This window comes from Novosphingobium profundi, from assembly GCF_020524485.1.
GTDB lineage: Bacteria > Pseudomonadota > Alphaproteobacteria > Sphingomonadales > Sphingomonadaceae > Novosphingobium > Novosphingobium profundi_A.
Genome location: NZ_JAIVLF010000004.1, coordinates 566801 through 585313 on the forward strand (window position 1 = coordinate 566801; position 18513 = coordinate 585313).

18 protein-coding genes are annotated in these 18513 nt (G+C 66.2%); 6 read left to right on the forward strand and 12 right to left on the reverse strand.

Features of this window, described 5'->3' with window-relative positions; genetic code table 11:
- Together LC060_RS13035 and dnaN are read right to left on the reverse strand one after the other, a co-directional pair.
- Positions 1-2637, reverse strand: a complete 2637-nt coding sequence (locus LC060_RS13035) for an EAL domain-containing protein (RefSeq protein ID WP_226636183.1) — start codon at positions 2635-2637, stop codon at positions 1-3.
- A gap of 363 nt (positions 2638-3000) precedes the next feature.
- Positions 3001-4119, reverse strand: coding sequence for a DNA polymerase III subunit beta (gene dnaN / locus LC060_RS13040; protein ID WP_226636185.1), 1119 nt, complete (start codon positions 4117-4119; stop codon positions 3001-3003).
- Positions 4120-4376: 257 nt separating this feature from the next.
- Here dnaN and LC060_RS13045 point away from each other — a divergent pair, with 257 nt between their 5' ends.
- Positions 4377-4745, forward strand: a complete 369-nt coding sequence (locus LC060_RS13045) for a hypothetical protein (RefSeq protein WP_226636187.1) — start codon at positions 4377-4379, stop codon at positions 4743-4745.
- On the opposite strand, the gene LC060_RS13050 is transcribed toward LC060_RS13045, so the two are convergent.
- The 5 genes from LC060_RS13050 to LC060_RS13070 all read right to left on the reverse strand — a co-directional run bounded on the left by LC060_RS13050 (position 4742) and on the right by LC060_RS13070 (position 8546).
- Positions 4742-5230 (reverse strand): hypothetical protein, encoded by a 489-nt coding sequence (locus LC060_RS13050; protein WP_226636189.1) that lies wholly within the window; start codon positions 5228-5230, stop codon positions 4742-4744. The two genes, LC060_RS13045 and LC060_RS13050, sit on opposite strands and share 4 nt — an antisense overlap.
- Positions 5230-5994: a 3-oxoacyl-[acyl-carrier-protein] reductase gene (gene fabG / locus LC060_RS13055; protein ID WP_226636191.1), complete on the reverse strand. Its 765-nt coding sequence runs from the start codon at positions 5992-5994 to the stop codon at positions 5230-5232. Before fabG ends, LC060_RS13050 begins: the two co-directional genes overlap by 1 nt.
- An 18-nt stretch (positions 5995-6012) precedes the next feature.
- Positions 6013-6609, reverse strand: coding sequence for an SAM-dependent methyltransferase (locus LC060_RS13060; RefSeq protein WP_226636193.1), 597 nt, complete (start codon positions 6607-6609; stop codon positions 6013-6015).
- A 55-nt stretch (positions 6610-6664) separates the two neighbouring features.
- Positions 6665-7615, reverse strand: a complete 951-nt coding sequence (gene fabD / locus LC060_RS13065) for an ACP S-malonyltransferase (protein ID WP_226636194.1) — start codon at positions 7613-7615, stop codon at positions 6665-6667.
- Positions 7616-7721: 106 nt separating this feature from the next.
- A complete protein-coding gene (locus LC060_RS13070; protein WP_226636196.1) occupies positions 7722-8546 on the reverse strand; it encodes an LD-carboxypeptidase in 825 nt (274 codons plus the stop codon).
- 115 nt (positions 8547-8661) lie between these two features.
- On the opposite strand from LC060_RS13070, the gene LC060_RS13075 reads away from it, so the two are divergent.
- On the forward strand, positions 8662-10071 hold the full coding sequence (locus LC060_RS13075; protein ID WP_226636551.1) for a glutamate ligase domain-containing protein: 1410 nt from the start codon (positions 8662-8664) through the stop codon (positions 10069-10071).
- A gap of 30 nt (positions 10072-10101) precedes the next feature.
- Here LC060_RS13075 and LC060_RS13080 read toward each other — a convergent pair whose 3' ends face one another.
- The gene (locus LC060_RS13080) at positions 10102-10407 is read right to left on the reverse strand and encodes a putative quinol monooxygenase (protein WP_226636198.1); all 306 of its coding nucleotides are present in this window, start codon (positions 10405-10407) and stop codon (positions 10102-10104) included.
- A 292-nt stretch (positions 10408-10699) separates the two neighbouring features.
- Between LC060_RS13080 and LC060_RS13085 the strand changes: the two genes are divergently transcribed.
- From LC060_RS13085 to LC060_RS13095, 3 genes are all read left to right on the forward strand, one after another.
- Positions 10700-10915 carry a hypothetical protein gene (locus LC060_RS13085; protein WP_039394532.1) on the forward strand — a complete coding sequence of 72 codons (216 nt, stop codon included), beginning with the start codon at positions 10700-10702 and terminating at the stop codon, positions 10913-10915.
- Positions 10887-11906 (forward strand): DUF6976 family protein, encoded by a 1020-nt coding sequence (locus LC060_RS13090; RefSeq protein WP_226636200.1) that lies wholly within the window; start codon positions 10887-10889, stop codon positions 11904-11906. Before LC060_RS13085 ends, LC060_RS13090 begins: the two co-directional genes overlap by 29 nt.
- 194 nt (positions 11907-12100) lie before the next feature.
- Positions 12101-13660: a methyl-accepting chemotaxis protein gene (locus LC060_RS13095; protein WP_226636202.1), complete on the forward strand. Its 1560-nt coding sequence runs from the start codon at positions 12101-12103 to the stop codon at positions 13658-13660.
- Between the two features lie 82 nt (positions 13661-13742).
- Here LC060_RS13095 and LC060_RS13100 read toward each other — a convergent pair whose 3' ends face one another.
- Positions 13743-14192, reverse strand: coding sequence for a hypothetical protein (locus LC060_RS13100; protein WP_226636204.1), 450 nt, complete (start codon positions 14190-14192; stop codon positions 13743-13745).
- Positions 14193-14332: 140 nt separating this feature from the next.
- Positions 14333-15283 (reverse strand): DUF808 domain-containing protein, encoded by a 951-nt coding sequence (locus LC060_RS13105; protein ID WP_226636206.1) that lies wholly within the window; start codon positions 15281-15283, stop codon positions 14333-14335.
- Between the two features lie 262 nt (positions 15284-15545).
- On the opposite strand from LC060_RS13105, the gene LC060_RS13110 reads away from it, so the two are divergent.
- A complete protein-coding gene (locus LC060_RS13110; RefSeq protein WP_226636208.1) occupies positions 15546-16370 on the forward strand; it encodes a flagellin in 825 nt (274 codons plus the stop codon).
- Positions 16371-16464: 94 nt separating this feature from the next.
- Here LC060_RS13110 and LC060_RS13115 read toward each other — a convergent pair whose 3' ends face one another.
- Both LC060_RS13115 and LC060_RS13120 read right to left on the reverse strand, forming a co-directional pair.
- Positions 16465-17880, reverse strand: coding sequence for a PQQ-dependent sugar dehydrogenase (locus LC060_RS13115; protein WP_226636209.1), 1416 nt, complete (start codon positions 17878-17880; stop codon positions 16465-16467).
- The gene (locus LC060_RS13120) at positions 17877-18302 is read right to left on the reverse strand and encodes a DUF2231 domain-containing protein (RefSeq protein WP_226636211.1); all 426 of its coding nucleotides are present in this window, start codon (positions 18300-18302) and stop codon (positions 17877-17879) included. Before LC060_RS13120 ends, LC060_RS13115 begins: the two co-directional genes overlap by 4 nt.
- Between the last annotated feature and the right edge of the window lie 211 nt (positions 18303-18513).

An 18513-nucleotide genomic window follows, 5' to 3' on the forward strand; every position in this document is an offset into this window, starting at 1 on the left:
TCAGCCTGCCTTGCGCAGCGAGCGTGAAGGATTTTCATCCGATCCGCCCTTCGGGGGCGTAAACAGCACCGCGCCATTGGCATCAAGCGCGAGCGGGACCGCGAATTCCACGCCCATGCGGTCCTCCCGGCTCCAGCGCGCGTGGGCGTCGAGCACGTAGCCCTGCGCCAGATGCACAGCGAACGTCGTGCCCACCGGCACGTTCCACAGCCCCTCGATCAGGGCGCCTGTCTGCGAGATATTGCGGATGGTGCCGCTGTAGGCATGGTCACCATGTTCGAGCACGACCTTGCGCAGCATGGTCTGGCGCGGGGCACGGCTGGAGCGTGGCCCCTGCGCGACCGCCTCCAGGCCGCGGGCCAGGCGGGCATTGGCATCGGTAACGGTCAGCGGCTTCTCGTAGATGTAGCCCTGCACGTGGCTGCAGCCCAACATGCGCACGAGGTCCAGTTCGTCGAGGGTCTCCACCCCTTCCGCCGTCGTCTCCATGCCCAGCGCCTCGGCCAGGCTGACGATGGAGGAGATGATCGCGCCGTTGCGGCTGCCCTTGATGGTCGCGCCGCGCACGAAGCTCTGGTCGATCTTGATCTTGTCGAAGGGCGCCTTCTTCAGATAGCCGAGCGAGGAATAGCCAGTCCCGAAATCGTCGAGCGCCAGGCGCACGCCCACGCCCTTCAGGGCGCTGAACATCGTCTCGGTCGACTTGTCCTCGCCCAGGAACACGCTTTCGGTGATTTCCAGTTCGAGGCGGCCGGGCGCGATGCCCGCTTCGGCAATGGCACTCGTCACGATGGCCGGCAGCGCCGGGTTGGCGAACTGCAGCGGCGAGACGTTGACCGCCACGCGCACGCTCTCGGGCCAGCGGGCAAGGTCGCGGCAGGCGGTGCGCAGCGCCCATTCGCCAATCGGCGCCACGAGCCCGGTATCCTCGGCAATCGGCACGAATTTCGCGGGCGAAATGTAGCCATGGACCGGGTGCTTCCAGCGCAGCAGCGCCTCGAAGCCGGTGATCGTCTCGGTCGTGGTACGGATCTGGGGCTGGTAGTGCAGCTCCAGCGTGCCATGGGTGATGGCATCGCGCAGGTCCTCCTCCATCTGCTGACGCTCTTTGGCGTCGGAATGGAGGTCGTCATCGTAGAAGTGGTGGCGCCCGCGCCCGCCGCCCTTGGCCGCGTAGAGCGCAAGGTCGGCGTTGCGAATGATCTCTTCGGAGCTCGTGCCGTTCTGTGGGCACGAGGCAATCCCCACCGAGGCACCGATGACCACGCGCGCCCCGTCAATGGAATAGGGCTGCGAAAGGTTTTCGATGATCCGGCGGGCCAGGTTGGCAAGACCCTCGGTCACGTGGTGACCGGGCAGGATAACCTCGAACTCGTCACCGCCCAGACGCCCCACGCGGCCATGCTTGCCCACGGTCGCGCGCAAGCGGTCGGCCACCTGACGCAGCAGCGCATCGCCCGCGGGATGGCCCATGGTGTCGTTGACCTGCTTGAAGCGGTCGAGGTCGAGCAGGAACACGGTGCAGGCGCGGCTGTCGAGCCGGGGGGCGGCGAGGATCTTCTCCAGCCACTCGGACATCTGGAAACGGTTGGCGAGCTTGGTGAGCGAATCGAAACGCGCAAGCTGGGTCACGTGCTGCTGCGAGCGGCGGGTCTCGGTGAGGTCCGTACCCGAGCCGCGAAAGCCCATGAAATTGTCGAACTGATCGAGCACCGGACGGCCCGAGATCGACCACCAGCGCTCGTCGCCGGGGGCACCGGCGGTCGCCGCGCGCACCGACAGGTCCTTGAAGGAAGAGCGGGTCGAGAGATGGAAGACGAGCGTGCGTTCGTTCTCGTTCTCATGGCCCTGGAGCAGGAACAGCGCCGAGAGCGGACGCCCGACAAGATCTTCGGGCGTCGTCTTCAGCAGCGCGCAGATATGCGCCGAGACATACGTGAGCTGGCCGCGCCGGTCGGTCTCCCAGAACCAGCCCTGCCCGGTCTCCTCGTATTCGTTGAGCAGTTCCTCGGCGCGGCGCTGCTCGCGCTCGCGCTCGGAGCGCGCCTCGATCTCGGCGCGCACATGCTCGCTGCGCTTCACCGCGAGGTAGAGGCCAATCGCGGTTCCGCCCAGGAGCAGCATGAACGAGGGCACCGAGCCCGAAATGGTCCAGGCCCCGCCCCACAGCGCGACAGTGGCCACGATGATCGAGGTCAGCCGCCCTTCGAGCAGGACATTGGCCATGAGGATGAGGATGACGAAGCAGCTCGCGGTCGTCTCCCAGCCCAGTTCCGGCACGCGCTCGGTCCAGCGCGCGCCGACATGGCCGAACAGCGCCATGGGCACCCCGATCGCGAAGATCAGCAGGAGATAGCGCTTCCAGCCGGTGCGCCCGATGTTCTGCTCCAGCCGGAACAGGCGCGTGCCGGCCAGGCAGATCGCAAAGCTGATCGCCAGAAGACCCGCAGAGAACGGGGTCGGGAAGCTGTGCGAAAGGAGCCCCATCGTCATCAGGATCGAGCCCATGCAGATGACGATCAGGATCCAGTTGGCCGGAAGGAGATAGAGGAGCGGATCGCTGGTCGCGGCCACGCCTTCGGCGGCCACCGCGAAATCGCCCGGCTTGCCGCGCGCAGCAGCGACCTTCCCCGGCATCGCAGGCGTGCGTCGATGTGTGCCGGAATCGCTGCGGGCGGCGGTGTCGCCCGAGCCTTTCCCAGCACCTTCAATCGTTTGCCGTCGCGTTTCCGATTGCATGGCACGCGCACGAGGCGCAGCGCTCCGGCGACCGGGTCCCATTCTGCTCATGCGAGGGTCTTGCCGCAAAGCAATTGCGAAACGGTTAAATGTGAACCACCTGCGCGCACTTCGCAGGCCCTATTCGTACGAAAATTCCCCAAGATGCGCGGGATCAAAGCGTTAACGCGCCAAAATCGGCGGCTCTGCGCCCATGCAGGAAGGGCCGGGAGGACAATGCCCTCCCGGCCCTTCCTGCCGTTCCTGAACGATTGTCTGCGATCAGACGCGCATCGGCATCAGGACGTAGAGCGCGGGGCTCTTGTCGTTCTGGCGGATGAGCGTGGGCGCCCCGGCATCGGCGAGGTGCAGTTCGACCGAATCGCCGTCGATCTGGCCCAGGATGTCCTTGAGATAGTTCGCGTTGAAGCCGATCTCGAAGCTGTCCGCGCCGTAACCGGCGGGCACTTCCTCCGCCGCCGTGCCGTTGTCGGGCGAGGTCACCGAAAGCGTGATGCGGTCAGTGTCGAGCGCCATCTTGACCGCGCGGGTCTTTTCCGTGGCGATCGTCGCGACGCGGTCCACACCTTCGAAGAAGGCGCGCGGATCGAGCGTCAGCAGCTTGTCGTTCCCGGTCGGGATGACGCGGGTGTAATCGGGGAAGGTACCGTCGATCAGCTTGCTGGTCAGCACGACGCCGATCTCACCGCCGAGCGTGAAGCGTACCTTGCTCGCCGACATGTCGATCAGCACGTTGGAATCGAGCGCTTCCTCCAGCAGCTTGCGCAGTTCGGCAACGCATTTGCGCGGCACGATCACGTCGGGCATGCCATCGGCCCCGTCGGGACGCGCGATGGTGAAGCGGGCGAGACGGTGGCCGTCGGTCGCCGCGGCCTTCAGCTCGTCCTCGGTGACGTGGAAGAAGATGCCGTTCAGGTAGTAGCGCGTTTCCTCGGTCGAGATCGCAAAGCGCGTGCGGTCGATCATCTGCGCCAGCGTGGCAGCCGGAATCTCGAAGCTGGTCGGCAGCTCGCCTTCGGCGATCATGGGGAAATCGTCGCGCGGAAGCGTGGGCAGCTGGAAGCGGCTGCGGTCGGCCTTGACGACGAGGCGGTTGTCCGCAGCCGCCAGGCTCACCTCGCTGCCGTCGGGCAACTTGCGGGCAATGTCGAACAGTAGATGTGCCGACACCGTGATCGCGCCGGGCTGCTCAACGTGGTTGGCGTTGAGCGTCTCGACCACCTGGAGGTCGAGGTCGGTCGCCATGATGCGCAGCGACGAGGTGCCCGACGCCTCGATCAGGACGTTCGAGAGGATGGGAATGGTGTTGCGGCGTTCGACAACGGACTGCACGTGGCTCAGGCAACGCAGCAGCGTGGAACGTTCGATGGTGGCCTTCATAACAGCCTCAGGTCCCCTTTGGTCGGCCCGGGAATGTTCATAATCCCCAAAAACAGGACAAATATCTCTAACGCACGCAAGCCTCGCGGCAAGCGGGAACTGGTCCACAGAAGGTGAATCTGGGGATAATTCGGGGGAGTTTCATGCTTTTTTCGCATGAGGGCGCCGGCAAGATTGATCTTGCACTGCAGCAAGGAAGCGCCATGTTCGCTGCAAAGCCCCTGAGATGCCAGCGAAACCACGGGAGTCGAAGCGACGTGTCGAGTACCCTTCACATCCAGCGCAAGGACCACGACGGCGCCCTTGCCACGATCGACCTCGAGGACTGGAAAAAGGCTGTCGCCACCATCGAGGACCTGCGCCTTGCCGATGGCGATGCGCAGCAGATCAATCCGCGCACCCACGAGATCGTCTCGATGCCCAACCGGGGCGGCGACGTCGAGATCTGGCGCCCGGACTGCGAAGACTGGCTGCGCGTGTTCTGGTACTCGCCCGAGGGCTACATCAGCTTCCCCGCCCCCGAACCGGGCGTGCGCGAGGAACTGCACCGCCTCTCGCTGGCGCGCAGCCTTGCCCTCAAGCTCGACGCCAAGATCTACGACGACGAGGGCGTGGAGACCGACTAGCGCGCCGCACTCGCCTGCGCGAGAGGCGCGGAGGCAAACTCCGCGCTGTCGAGGTTTTCGACCTCACCTTGCGCGTCGATCACGAAAAGTCCCGATCCAAAATCCGGCCCCTCGGTGATGATGTGCACCATGTAGGGCTGGCCGGGGACGAGCGGCGGCGGGGTCTCCTCTCCGGGAACGCCCAGCGCCTGCCCGTAGGCAAGCGGGAACGTGGCCGAACAGGCCTCCTGCGAAACGGCCTGCGACCACACCGGCGCGCCTTCCAGCCCCGAACCGTCGACACCCACGCCCAGGACGTCCTCGCCCGAGGCAACCGGGGTCACCGCGACCTGGCGCACGCAGCCCGGATCGCTCCAGCCACCCCAGTTGCCGGGGGTAAAGACGATGGAATCGCCCTCCTTCCCGGCCACGAGGTCGTAGTACTGGGTGCAGCCTGTCAGCAGCAGGACAAGCGCAGCTGCGGCCAGGCGCACCCGGTATCGCATCAGATCATCACCATGCCGCCGTTGACGTGCATGGTCTGGCCGGTGACGTAGCCCGCTTCCTTCGAGGCGAGGAACACGGCCGCCGCGGCGATGTCATCGCCCTCACCCATGCGGCCCATCGGGATCTTGGCGTTGAGCGCCTCCTTCTGGGCGTCGGGCAGGACGTCGGTCATCGCGGTGCGGATGAAGCCGGGCGCGATGCAGTTGACGGTGACGTTACGGCTGGCGAGTTCCTGCGCAAGGCTCTTCGACATCGCGGTGATGCCGCCCTTGGCCGCGCAGTAGTTCATCTGGCCGGGGTTGCCGGTGGTGCCCACGACCGAGGTGACGTTGATGATGCGGCCAAAGCGCGCCTTCATCATCGGCTTGGTCACGCCGCGCATCAGACGGAAGGTCGATTCCAGGTTGATCTTGATGACCTGGTCCCACTCCTCGTCCTTCATGCGCATGGCAAGGTTGTCACGGGTGATGCCCGCGTTGTTGACGAGAATGTCGATCTTGCCGAGCGCCTCGAGCGCGGCAGGGACCAGCTTCTCGACCTGCTCGGCGTCCGAGAGGTTGCAGGGGATGGCGACGTGGTCGACTTCCTGCGGAGCCTGCGGGGTGTGCTCGTCCAGCTCGTCGCGGAAAGCGCGCAGCTTGTCCGCGTTGGAACCCGAGATCGCAAGGCGCGCGCCCTGCGCGGCCAGCTTGCGGGCAATCGCCGAACCGATGCCGCCGCTGGCGCCGGTCACAAGAGCGGTCATTCCGTGAAGGTCAAACATGTCATTCCTCATTGGTTCTCAAGGCTTCCTCGCGAGGAAGCGCACGACGGCGCTTTGCCCGCGATGGTATTCGCCTTCCGTGATCTCGCGCACGACTTCCTCGGCGCAAATGGGTTCGAGCCCCGCGAATTCGGCCAGCAGCCCCTCGCGGGTCATCGTCCAGTCCTTCTGCGAAGGCGGCGGGCCGCCTGTGCCGGGCTGGGTGTACTTGTCAGGAGTATAGGCTTCGAGCAGGACCGTCCCGTCCGGCTTCAGCGCGCGGACGACGCGGGCGTGGACATCGCGGCGCAGGCGCGGGGGCAGGTGCGCGAAGATCGCGACCACGCTGTCCCACACGCCCATGCCCATGTCGTAGTCCGCCAGGTCCACCGCGCGCGTCGCGATCTCCACGCCGCGCGCAGCGGCAAGCTCGCACGCGCGCTCGAGCCCGACCGGCGACTGGTCCACCGCCGTCACGTCAAAGCCCTGCTGCGCCAGCCAGACCGCGTTGCGCCCCTGCCCTTCGGCAAGGCACAGGCAGCACCCCGGCGTCAGGTCTGCGACACGCTCGACCAGGAAGTCGTTGGGCTCGGTGCCATAGGCATAGTCGGCTGCGGCATAGCGTTCATCCCACATCGGGGCACACTCCTTCAGGTATGAGGGTTGCCTTGCGCCGACCAGCTATAGCGCCTCAGAGAGACTTCGCCAGTTCCTCGATCTCAGCCATGCTCGAGGCGGTCAGCACGTTCACATCGCCCGCCGAGCGCTTGATCATGGGGCCCACGACCTTGCCGCCCAGTTCGACGAAATCGGTCACGCCCGCCTCAGCCATCGCCATCGCGCTCTCGCGCCAGCGCACGCGGCCGCAGACCTGCTCGACAAGGAGGTACTGGATCGCGGGCGGATCGGTGACGATGGCGGCGGTCACGTTGGCAAAGAGCGGCACGCTGACCGCTCCGGGACGGGTTTCCTCAAGCGCCTTGGCCATCGCGTCGGCCGCGGGCTGCATCAGCGGGCAGTGGAACGGCGCGGAGACCGGCAGCAGCACGCCGCGCTTGATGCCGTGGTCCTTGACCATGGCGACCGCGCGCTCGATCGCGCCCTTGTGGCCCGAGAGGACGACCTGGCCGGGATCATTGTCGTTGGCAACGGTGCAGACCTCGACCTCACCGTCGGGGCCGGTCGCGGCGGCTTCGGCAAGCGCGGTGGCCTTGGCGATGTCCGCGCCCAGGAGGGCAGCCATGGCGCCCACGCCGACCGGCACGGCGGCCTGCATCGATTCGCCGCGAAGCTTGAGGAGACGCGCGGTGTCGGCAAGGCTGAAGGCCCCTGCCGCGCACAGCGCGGTGTATTCACCCAGCGAGTGCCCGGCAACGAAATCGGCCTTGTCGGCAAGGCTGATGCCGCCGTCCTTTTCCAGCACACGCAGCACGGCGATGGCGTTGGCCATGATCGCGGGCTGGGCGTTGGCGGTCAGCGTCAGTTGGTCCTCGGGGCCTTCGGACATGATCTTGAAGAGGTCCTGGCCGAGCGCGTCGTTGACTTCCTCGAAGACCTCGCGCGCGGCCGCGCTGGCCTCAGCCAACTCGACGCCCATGCCTACCTTCTGGCTGCCCTGACCCGGAAAAACGAACGCACGCATCAGCAAAATCCTTTCATCCCGGCCGTGTCTGTCCATGGTAAGTGCCGGGGAAACTCGCAGCGCTTAGTGCGCTCCGCGCCCAAGGGCAAGCCATCGGCGGCGGCCTTCACCGGGCGCTTCCCCGCCCGAAGGGCACGATCGTGTTGGCCGCATCGTGGCCGATGTCGGCCTCACCCAGATAGGCAATGGCGTGGCGCTGGCACCAGTGGCGCGCGATCTCCTGCGCGCTGGCGCCGAAGGGACGGTCGTTCTCGGGCACCGCGCTCACCCGGCCAAGGCGCAGCCCCGCAATACCGCCCAGGTGTGCGGTAAGGTGGAAGAACAGACGGTCGACGGCGTAGAGATACTCGGACACTTCCTCGACCATGACCACATGGCCCGCAAGCCCCGGCATCAGCGGCGTGCCCGCCAGCATGGCCAGCGTCATCAGGTTGAAAGCGACGACGGGGTGCTTTTCGCGTGCGAGCGTGGGCTCCACGTGCGCCTGCCCCGCCCCGGTCAGCCAGCCGAGCGCGCGGCGGATCGCCTCTTCCCCGCCCTCGCGGCGGATGTCGGCCAGCATGGGGCCGTGAACGGGCCGCCCGACCCTCGCGCGGTAGAGCCCGCCCAGAAGGTAACCCGCGTCCGAATAGCCCAGAAACACCTTGTCCTGCGCGGCATGGTCCATTGCCGCAAGCGCGTCCTCGGCCACACGGCACGCGCCATAGCCGCCGCGTGCGAACCAGACAGCGTCGACGGAAGGATCGTTGGCGCATTCGACAAGGGCCGCGGTGCGCTGCGCATCGCTTCCGGCAAAATGGCCCTCCTCAGCAAAGCATTGCTCGTGGACAAGAAGCTCGACGCCGGGAAACTCGGACGCGGCCAGCGCCTGGACGCGCGCGACATCCTCGCGGGTGATCGGGGTGGACGGTGCACAAACAGCGATACGCATGGTGATGTCCTTCCTATCCATGTTGTCATGCGCTGCAAGGGCGCATACCGATAACCCCATGACCCAAAGCCCCGAGGCCGCCGCCGCCGTTCCCGACAATGCCCCCGTTACCGCCATGACGCCCGCGGACCTCACGGCGCATCCCTGGTTCTTCTGCGGCATTGGCGGGTCGGGGATGCTGCCGCTGGCGCTGATCCTGAAGGGCCTTGGCGCCACTATCGCGGGTTCGGACCGGGGCCGCGATCAGGGCCGCAGCCCGGAAAAGTTCGCCTGGCTCGAAGAGCTGGGCTTCGCGCTCCACCCCCAGGACGGGAGCGGGATCACGCAAGGCGCCCAGACCCTCGTCGCCTCGGCCGCAGTGGAAGATACCGTACCCGAAGTCGTGCGCGCCAAGGAACTGGGCTGTGCGCGCATGAGCCGCGCGCAGCTTCTCGCCACGCTCTTCAACGCGGCCGGAGAAGGCATCGCCATCGGCGGCACCTCGGGCAAGTCGACCGTCACCGGTATGACCGGCTGGATCCTGACGCAAACGGGTGCGGATCCCACGATCATGAACGGCGCGGTGATGAAGAACTTCGTCTCCGAGGACGCCCCCTTCGCCAGTGCGCGCGTGGGCAAGGGCCGCGCGTTCGTCTCCGAGGTGGATGAGAGCGACGGCTCGATTGCGCTCTACCGGCCCAAGGTCGCGGCCCTTCTCAACGTCAGCCTCGACCACAAGTCGATGGAGGAGCTGCGCCGCCTCTTCGGCGATTTCCTCGCCTCGGCCGAGATCGCCGCGATCAACCTCGACGATGCGGAAAGCGCCGCCCTCGCCCACCGCGCGAAGGCCGCGATCACCTTTGGCATCACCAACCCCAACGTGCGCCTGCGCGCCGGGGAGATCGTCGAGGGGCCGACCTCGCTTCAGGCCACCGTCCACGACCGGCTGGAAGGCACGCGCCACGAGCTCACGCTGCAGGTGCCCGGCCGCCACAACCTCTACAACGCGCTCGCCGCGATTGCCGCCAGCCACGCCGCCGGAGTGCCGGTGGCCGACGCGGTAGCCGCGCTTTCCAGCTTTGCAGGGCTCGCCCGGCGCTTCGACATCGTGGGCACCTCGCCTGCGGGGATCACCGTCATCGACGACTTCGGGCACAACCCGGACAAGGTCGCGGCCACGCTCACGACGCTGAAATCGCATCCGGGCCGCGTGATCGCCTTCTTCCAGCCGCACGGCTATGGACCCTTGCGGCAGATGGGTGCCGAACTGGCGCAGGTGATCGGCTGGAAACTGGGCGCCAACGACGTCGCGATCCTGTGCGATCCGGTCTACTTCGGCGGCACGGTCGACCGCAGCGAGGGCAGCGAACGGATCGTGCGCCTGATCGAGGAAGCTGGCGCGCGCGCCGAGTACGTCCCCGAGCGCAGCGCCTGCGCGGACCGGATTGCCGAGATCGCGAAAGCCGGTGACCGCATCGTGGTCATGGGCGCGCGCGACGACACGCTGACGGTCTTTGCCCGCGATCTGCTGGCCCGCCTCGCCTGAGCAGCCGGTCCTTGCGCGGGCCGGACGGCGTCAGGAAATGCGCGCCAGCGGATGGTAGAAGCCGCTCTCGATCCACTCACCCGCCTTGGCTTCGAATGCCTTGACGTGCGGCGCGCGGGTGTGGGCATCGAAGGTCGCGCGGTCACGCCACTGCTCGGTGATCACGAAGCGGCGCGGGTCGTCGAGGTCCTGGTGCAGATCGTAGCGTACGAAGCCCTCCTCCCGATGGACCTGGGGCACGAGCTCCAGCAGCGCGTCGCGCAGCTTGTCCTCGCACCCGGGCTTGGCGATGTTGAAGGCCACGCAATGGACAGGCTGGGTATCAATCGTGCTCATGGGTCATTCCTTTGTGCAGGCAGAGGTGGAGCCGCCCCTTCCGCGTGAAGGAGGGACGCTCTTTCAAGCACCTAGCTGGGTAGCGCGAGGGTAGGCGAACAGCCCTGCCCACCTCCACGGCGCGATGAGAAGTTCTCATCGCGCCCTTTCGGGAACCCCTGCCCGCTTGTTGCGAGCGCGCGGAATAACGCCCCCTCGTCCGCCTGCCCCGCAGATATCCCTAAGGGCCCCCAACCTGGCTTTAGCAGGCCCGCCGCTAGAGGGGCGATGCCACGAACATTCGGGAGCGGATATGTCTTTACCTGCACAAGGTTCGCCGGTGTGGGGGCGACTGGCCAACGGCGGCCTGTCGCGCCTGCAGACGAGCCATCTGGGCACGCAGATGCTCATGAAGCGGCTGGAACTCAGCCCGGCCCCGGCCAGCGCCAAGGCCACCGAGATCTACAACTATTTCGTCAAGTGGGAGAGGTCCCTTGCAAATGAAGTCGCCCAGCTCAATCGTCTCTGAGGGCGGGGCCATCAACGGCCTCCTGCCCGTCGACACCGTCGTCGACCTGATCAAGGCCGGGGCCAGCCTCAGCCTGGCCGGCCGCAAGGCCGCGCTCGACCGGCTGCCCGCGGGCAACTGGATCGCGGGCACCTCGCCCTACTTCATGACCGCGCAAGGGGGGCGGATCGTCGATGACGACGTGCTCTTCGTGACCGACCTCGGCGCGATCGGCACGGTTACCTTTGCCACCTACGAGGCGCATGAACTGGAGCGCATCTCGGGCGAGGCACCGGATAACGGCCTGGCGCTTACCATCATTCCGGGCGGCTCGGCATGCCACACCGAATTTGCCCAGAACGCCGCGAACTACCCGATGGCCTTCATGCGCCCGACCGTCGGCTGGATCTCGGGGCACGACCTGGAAAAGGAAGGCCACACCCCCTGGGTCTACGACGGCCAGGTAGCCAAGGCCTTCCCCGACCGCGTCGCGGTGGCCCAGGTCACCCTGCCCGACGGCGAGAGCCCGGTGATCGAGATCGTCAACATCTTCGCGCCCGATGGCGGCGATGTGATCCACTTCGAGGAGACCGGCTTCACGCCCGAGTGGTGCACCGTCAACGGCACCCGCCAGCGCTTCTGCGACTATGTACTGGCGCGGGGCCGCGAGGGGTGCGACCTGCCACTGGTGGGCAACTACGGCGGCGCGCACGTCAACGCCTCGCTCAAGACCATCGATACCGAGACCGGCACGGTGGAACTGTTCGCGCCCGTCTTCCCCGGTGTCGACTATGCCTTCGCAGCGCCAGTGGCCGACTATGCGGGCGATTTCCGTCAGGCGCTCGCCGAACACCCCACGGCGGGCACGGTTTGGTCGTGCAACTGCATCCTCAACTTCATGTTCGGCAAGCTGGAGGGCGTGGCCATCGGCGGCGCGGCCGGGCCCGTCACCTTCGGCGAAATCGCTTACCAGCTGCTCAACCAGACCATGGTCGTTCTGCGCAAGGAGTGATCCCTTCTCCATCCCCCGCACACGGCCACGGCGCGCCGGGAGACTTCGGTTTCCCGGCGCGCATTGTGTCGTCCACCCGCGACACCTTTACCCTGCGCGGCAGCGCTTCGCGTAAGCCTACCTAAGCCACTGCTTACGCTAAATTCCACAAGCCTCCCTAGGACCAAGGCATCGAAATCCAACGAGGCCATGGCATGTCCGACACGACATCGAAGATGGACATTTCCGAGCGGCTGGAAATGTTCGCACTGACGGAAACCGACAATTCCCGGTTCGGCGGAATCGCCCGGCTCATCTCCCGCGCCGGGCCTGCCGTCCTCGACAAGTTCTATGCGCTCGTCCGGGCCGACCGACGACGCTCCGCCTTCTTCAAGTCGCAGAGCGTCATGGACCACGCACGTGCCAAGCAGCTCGACCACTGGATCGACCTGTTCTCGGGCCGGATCGACAGCAACTACATGGCGCGCGCCGAACGCATCGGGCAGGTCCATGCCCGCATCGGCCTGCCACCCACGTTCTACATCGGTGCCTATGCGCAGATCCTTGCCGAGGTGATCGAGCGCGACATGACCGGCGGGATTGCCGGTCCCTTGATGAAGACCCGCGCCAAGCGCCTGGGCACGCTCATCAAGGTGGCGCTGATGGACATGGACATCGCCACTTCGGCCTATCTCGCCGCGCAGGACCACAGCCGCGAGACCACGCTCTCCTCGCTGTCCACCGCGCTGGAAACGGTCGCGCAGGGGGATCTTACCACCCAGCTGGGCGAACTTCCCGCCGGCTTCGAGCAGATCCAGTCCGACTTTGCCGCGATGTGCGACTGCATCGCCCAGACGCTGGGCGCGGTCGCTGCTTCTTCCGAACAGATCCGCGTCGGCGCCTCCGAAATCCGGGCGGCGAGCGATGACCTCTCGCAACGTACCGAAAGCCAGGCCGCTGCGCTCGAAGAATCGGCCGCCGCGCTCGACCAGCTCACCAACGGCGTGCAGACCTCCGCGCAAGGGGCTGGCGAGGTCAACCGCTCGGTCTCCGAGGCCGAAGCCGAGGCCCGCGAAGGCGGACAAGTCGTCGAGGAAGCGGTCGAGGCGATGGACGGCATCCAGAAGTCCGCCCAGGAAATCGGCGCCTTCGTCAACGTCATCGATTCGATCGCCTTCCAGACCAACCTCCTCGCCCTCAACGCCGGGGTCGAGGCCGCACGCGCTGGCGATGCCGGCAAGGGCTTCGCGGTCGTCGCCAACGAAGTGCGCGCGCTGGCCCAGCGCTCGGCCGAAGCGGCGCAGAACATCAAGGACCTCATCGGCTCGTCCGAACAGCAGGTCGGGCGCGGTGTCGCGCTGGTGGGCCGTACCGGCGAAGTGTTCCGCCGCATCGTCGACAAGGTCTCCGGGATCACCGGCCTCGCCGCGCAGATTTCGGACAACTCGCAGAACCAGGCGGGGCAGCTTGGCCAGGTCAATTCGGCCATTGGCGACATGGACCGCATGACCCAGCAGAACGCAGCCATGGTCGAGGAAACCACCGCGGCGGCGCGCAATCTTGCCCAGCAGGCCGAGGACCTTGCCAAGCTGGTGCGCATGTTCAAGCTGGATATCGGCGCTACCGGCGGAAATCCGTTGAGCGTCGTGCCGCCCTCCCCGGCGCCTGCCCCGCGCGCCCTGCCCGAACCCACGGCCTATTCCGCGCCCCGCACCTCGGGCGCTCTGGCCCTTCAGCCCGAAGAAGCCACCGACGCCGACTGGGCCGAGTTCTGATCACGACGTGCCCGGCGGCGTCGAAACGCGAACAGGGCGCATCTGACCAAGCCAGCCACGATCACTCTTGCAAAGCGCGCGCTCAGATCCGCGCGACAACCTCATCCATCGCGCGAAGCCCCTTCTCGGTCATCTGGACGATCGATCTTCGCCCGTCACGCGGATCGTCCAGCCGCGTCAACAACCCCTTGCCCAATAGCACGTTGAACCAGCGCAGAGCCGTCGTGGGAGCGACCGCCGAGGCGATACAGACAGACTTCACGCTGCACTCGCGGCCCTGCTGGTGCATCGCGTAGAGATCCAGAAGAATGTCCCAGGTCGGCTCCCCGAACAGGTCCTTGCCCAGGATCTCGTCGCGCAGCCGACGCACCCGGTAGAGGTTCGAGACCGCTTCCAGCCGCGACTTCGGCGTCGCTGGTGCATCCGCGCCTGCCGCCTCCTGCACCTCGATAAGCTTCGTCAGTTCGTCGATGGCGGCGCGCGCGCGCATCATCGCAACATACCCGTCTTCATTCCGATTATCCATCGACATGCCCACAACACTCTCTCCGAACTGCAATAATTAATTGCAGTTAAGCACGAATGGGCCGATCCGCTGAATTAAATAAAAACAAGGACAAATACAGACATATGTCCTAATTTCGCGCAGGCATTGTGTACACAATCAAACAATCAGTGCGCCGTTTCGTCGCCCTCATCCTTGGCGAACATGTGCAGGACCAGAGCGATGACCGTGCCCAGCACCAGCCCGAGCATCGCCGAGACCACGGCGTAGGACAGCCAGCCGGTCACGCCGCCCAGCGCGCCCGAAGCCTGCGCCACCGCATGCTCGACACTATGGGCAAAATGCGCCGGGGCTGGCAGGCCCAGTTCCTCCAGGCCGTGCAGGATGATGCCCCCGCCGACCCACAGCATCGCCAGCATGCCCACGAAGCTGAGCACCTTGAGCACGATTGGCATGGCCTTGAGAAGGAAACGCCCGAAGGCCTGCGCGGCCTCGGAAGGCTTGCGCGCCAGGTGCAGCCCGACATCGTCCATCTTCACGATGAGGGCGACCGCGCCGTAGACGCAGAAGGTGATGACAAGACCGACGATGGCCAGCGTCACCGCGCGCGTAAGCAGGCTGGCATCGCTGACTTCCGACAGCGCGATCGCCATGATCTCGGCCGAGAGGATGAGGTCGGTGCGGATCGCCCCCTTGGTGCGCGCCTTCTCGAAGGCGACCGGGTCCTTGATCTCGTCGTCCAGCGTTTCGCCATGCTTGGTGCCCGAGAGCTTCTCGATCACCTTCTCGGCGCCCTCGAAGGAGAGGAACAGACCGCCCGCCATCAGGATCGGGGTGATCGCCTGGGGCAGGAAGGCGCTGAGGATCAGCGCGATGGGGAGGAGGATCACCAGCTTGTTGAAGATCGAGCCCTTGGTGATGCGCCAGATCATCGGCAGTTCGCGGTCGGGCGTGAAGCCGGTGACGTAGCCGGGCGTCACCGCGGCATCGTCGATGACCACGCCTGCGGCCTTGCTCCCCGCCTTGGCCACGCCCGCCCCGACATCGTCGATCGAGGCGGAGGCCGCGCGGGCAATGACCGAAACGTCGTCGAGAAGGGCGACAAGACCGGTGGGCATCGTGACGTAATCCTCATGAAAAACGGGGCAGAAGGCCCCTGCGAGACGACATGCGGGGGATTTTTTCGGCAATCAAGCGAAAGCGGCCATAACCGGCGCCTTTCCGGGGCCTTGGCGCCCATCTCAGCGAGCTTTCGTGCGCCCCCAATCGCGAAAAAACGCAAACGGCGCCTTAAAGCTCCCGCCACCTCACCGTTCTTCCCCATGACCGGAGCGAACAACCAAACGCTCTCACAACTTTCTGAAACTGGGGAATTAAATCATGTCCGTCATCAACACCAACATCTCCGCCATTCGCGCTTCGAACGCCTCGATCGCCGCCAACAAGATGCTCGGCGTGTCGATGGAACGCCTCTCGACCGGCAAGCGCATCAACTCGGCCAAGGACGATGCCGCAGGCCTCGCCATCTCGACCTCGATGACCTCGCAGATCCGCGGCATGAGCCAGGGCATGCGCAACGCCAACGACGGCATCAGCCTGGCCCAGACCGCCGACGGCGCGCTTTCGGAAGTCACCAACATGCTCCAGCGCGTTCGTGAACTGGCCATCCAGTCGGCCTCGGGCACCTACCAGGACAGCGACCGCACCGCGATGCAGCAGGAAGTGACCGCGCTGACCGAGCAGCTCGCCGACGTATTTTCCCAGGCCGAGTTCAACGGCAACACGCTGTTCTCGACCACCTCGGGCACCGACCTCACCTTCGACATCCAGACCGGTGCCAACTCGGGTGAGACGGTCACCCTGACCTCCACCGCGATCAACGGCACGCTGATCGACGCCACCGCGCTCGACGTCTCGACCGCAGCGGCCGCCAGCACCACGCTGGACAACGTCGACACCGCGCTCCAGGAAGTGAACGCCACCCGCGCCTCGCTCGGCGCCGGTCAGAACCGCCTCGAATCGGTGGTCAACAACCTGACCAGCACGGTGACCAACCTTTCCGATGCCCGCAGCCGGATCGAGGATGCCGACTACGCGGTGGAAACGACCGCGATGGCGAAAGCGCAGATCCTCAGCCAGGCGTCGACGGCGATGATCGCCCAGGCCAACCAGGCCCAGCAGAACGTGATGAGCCTCCTGCGCTAAGCGCAGCGAGCCTCAGACCAACCAGGTCCCGAAAGCACCCGGTGGGGAATGGTCCCCACCGGGGCAATCGCGTTTGCAGCTGATGGCTGCACGTTCAGCGTGCCTCGGGCAGATTGTCGGGCGTGGCGACGGCGGAAGCCGGCGCGCGCACGCCGCCCTCCCCCTCTTCCATCACGTCCGCCCGCGTGCGCCCGGCCGGCACGAAATCCTCCGGGTTGCCCGGAGTCTCGGGCACGAGGCGCCAGACGGTGTTGGACAGATCGTCGCAGATGATGAGCGCGCCGCGCGGATCGAAGGTCACGCCCACCGGACGCCCCCGCGTCATCCCGTCCTCGCCGCGAAAGCCGGTGACGACATCGACCGGATCGCCCGCGGGACGCCCGTTGCTGAAGGGTACGAAGACCACCTTGTATCCGACGGGCTCGCTGCGGTTCCAGCTGCCGTGCTCGCCCACGAAGGCGCCTTGGGCAAAGCGCTCACCCATGATCGGGGCGGAGAAAGCGACACCCAGCGCCGCGACATGGGCGCCCAGTGCGTAGTCGGGCTTGATCGCGGAGGCGACGAGGTCGGGCCGCGCGGGCTTCACACGAGTGTCCACGTTCTGCCCCCAGTAGCTGTAGGGCCAGCCGTAGAAAGCCCCGTCACGCACCGAGGTCAGGTAGTCGGGCACGAGGTTCGCGCCCAGTTCGTCGCGCTCGTTGGCGACCGCCCAGAGCTCGTCGCTGCCCGGACGGAAGGCGAGCGCGGTCGGGTTGCGGATGCCGGTGGCAAAGGGGCGGTGCATGCCGGTGCGCGCGTCGATCTGCCAGACCATCGCGCGGTCCTCCTCCACGTCCATCCCCCGGTCGCCGACATTGCTGTTCGAGCCGATGCCGACATAGAGGAAACGCCCATCCGGGCTCGCCGCCAGCGACTTGGTCCAGTGGTGGTTGATCTTCTCGGGCAGCTTGGTGACCCGGATCGGCGGCGCATCGGCCTTGGTCTGCCCGTCGCGGTAGGTGAAGCGCACCAGCTCGCCCTGGTTGGCGACGTAGATCATGCCGTTGGCGAAGGCGAGGCCATAGGGCGCATCGAGCCCCTCGGCAAAGACACTGCGCGCCTCGTACGTGCCATCGCCATCGGCATCGCGCAGCAGTGTCAGGCGGTTGCCCCCTTCCACGGAGGTCTTGCCCTTGGCCTTGATGTAGCCCGCGATGATGTCCTTGGGGCGAAGCTTGGGCGCATGGCCGCCGCTGCCCTCGGCCACCAGGATATCACCGTTGGGCAGCACCAGCGTCTGGCGCGGCACCTTGAGATCGGTGGCAATGGCCGTGATCGCATAGCCTTCGGGCACCTGCGGCCGGGCATCGCCCCAGGACGCGGGATTGGCAATCTCCATGTTGGGCAAAAGCCCGCGCTGCTTTTTGGGAAGCTGCGGGTTCTCGCCATACTCAGGTGCCTCGCTGCCGCCCGAACAGGCCGCGAGCGCCACGCAGGCCGCCAGCGTGCCGAAGACGAAACGCGCCCTCATGCCGCCTCTCCCTTGCGCAGCGAGGCAAAGCCGAACCAGACCGCAACAAGCGCAAGGCCCGTCACGAGGATTGAGAGGACCAGGCCGGTCGGCATCGAGGCCCAGCCGTCCTTGGCGTGAATGAAGGAATTGACGAGACCGATGGCAAAGGTCGCCGCCACCAGCACCAGGTAGACGATGCCCCGGCCAAGGCCGCGAATGGTGTCGACCAGCGCAAACACCAGCGCCAGCCCCAGGAACAGGAGCGCGCCCGCATTGAGCCAGGAGGCAAAGTTGGTCCACTGCACCTCATAGCTGGCGGCATAGGCCCAGTCGCTCAGCAGTGTGCCCGCAAAGAGCGGCAAGGAACCGGCCAGAAGCGCCGCGTGCACCGGGTGCAGCGCGCGCGCCGGAGCGGGGCGAAATCGATGAGAAGGAGGCATGGCGGCGATCCCATGTCAGGAGGAGGAAATGGCCGGGCGGCACCAAGGGCGCCGCACACGGCGATACCTCCCCACAAAGCGGAACTTGCCACCTTGTTCCGAAAAGCGCTTAAAATCGCGGAAATTCAATAGACTTGCGGAGGTTTCCTCGCAGAAACGGCGAGGAAAGAAGTAGGGAGATTCAAGGGGTCATCACCCCTTGACCCCCAAA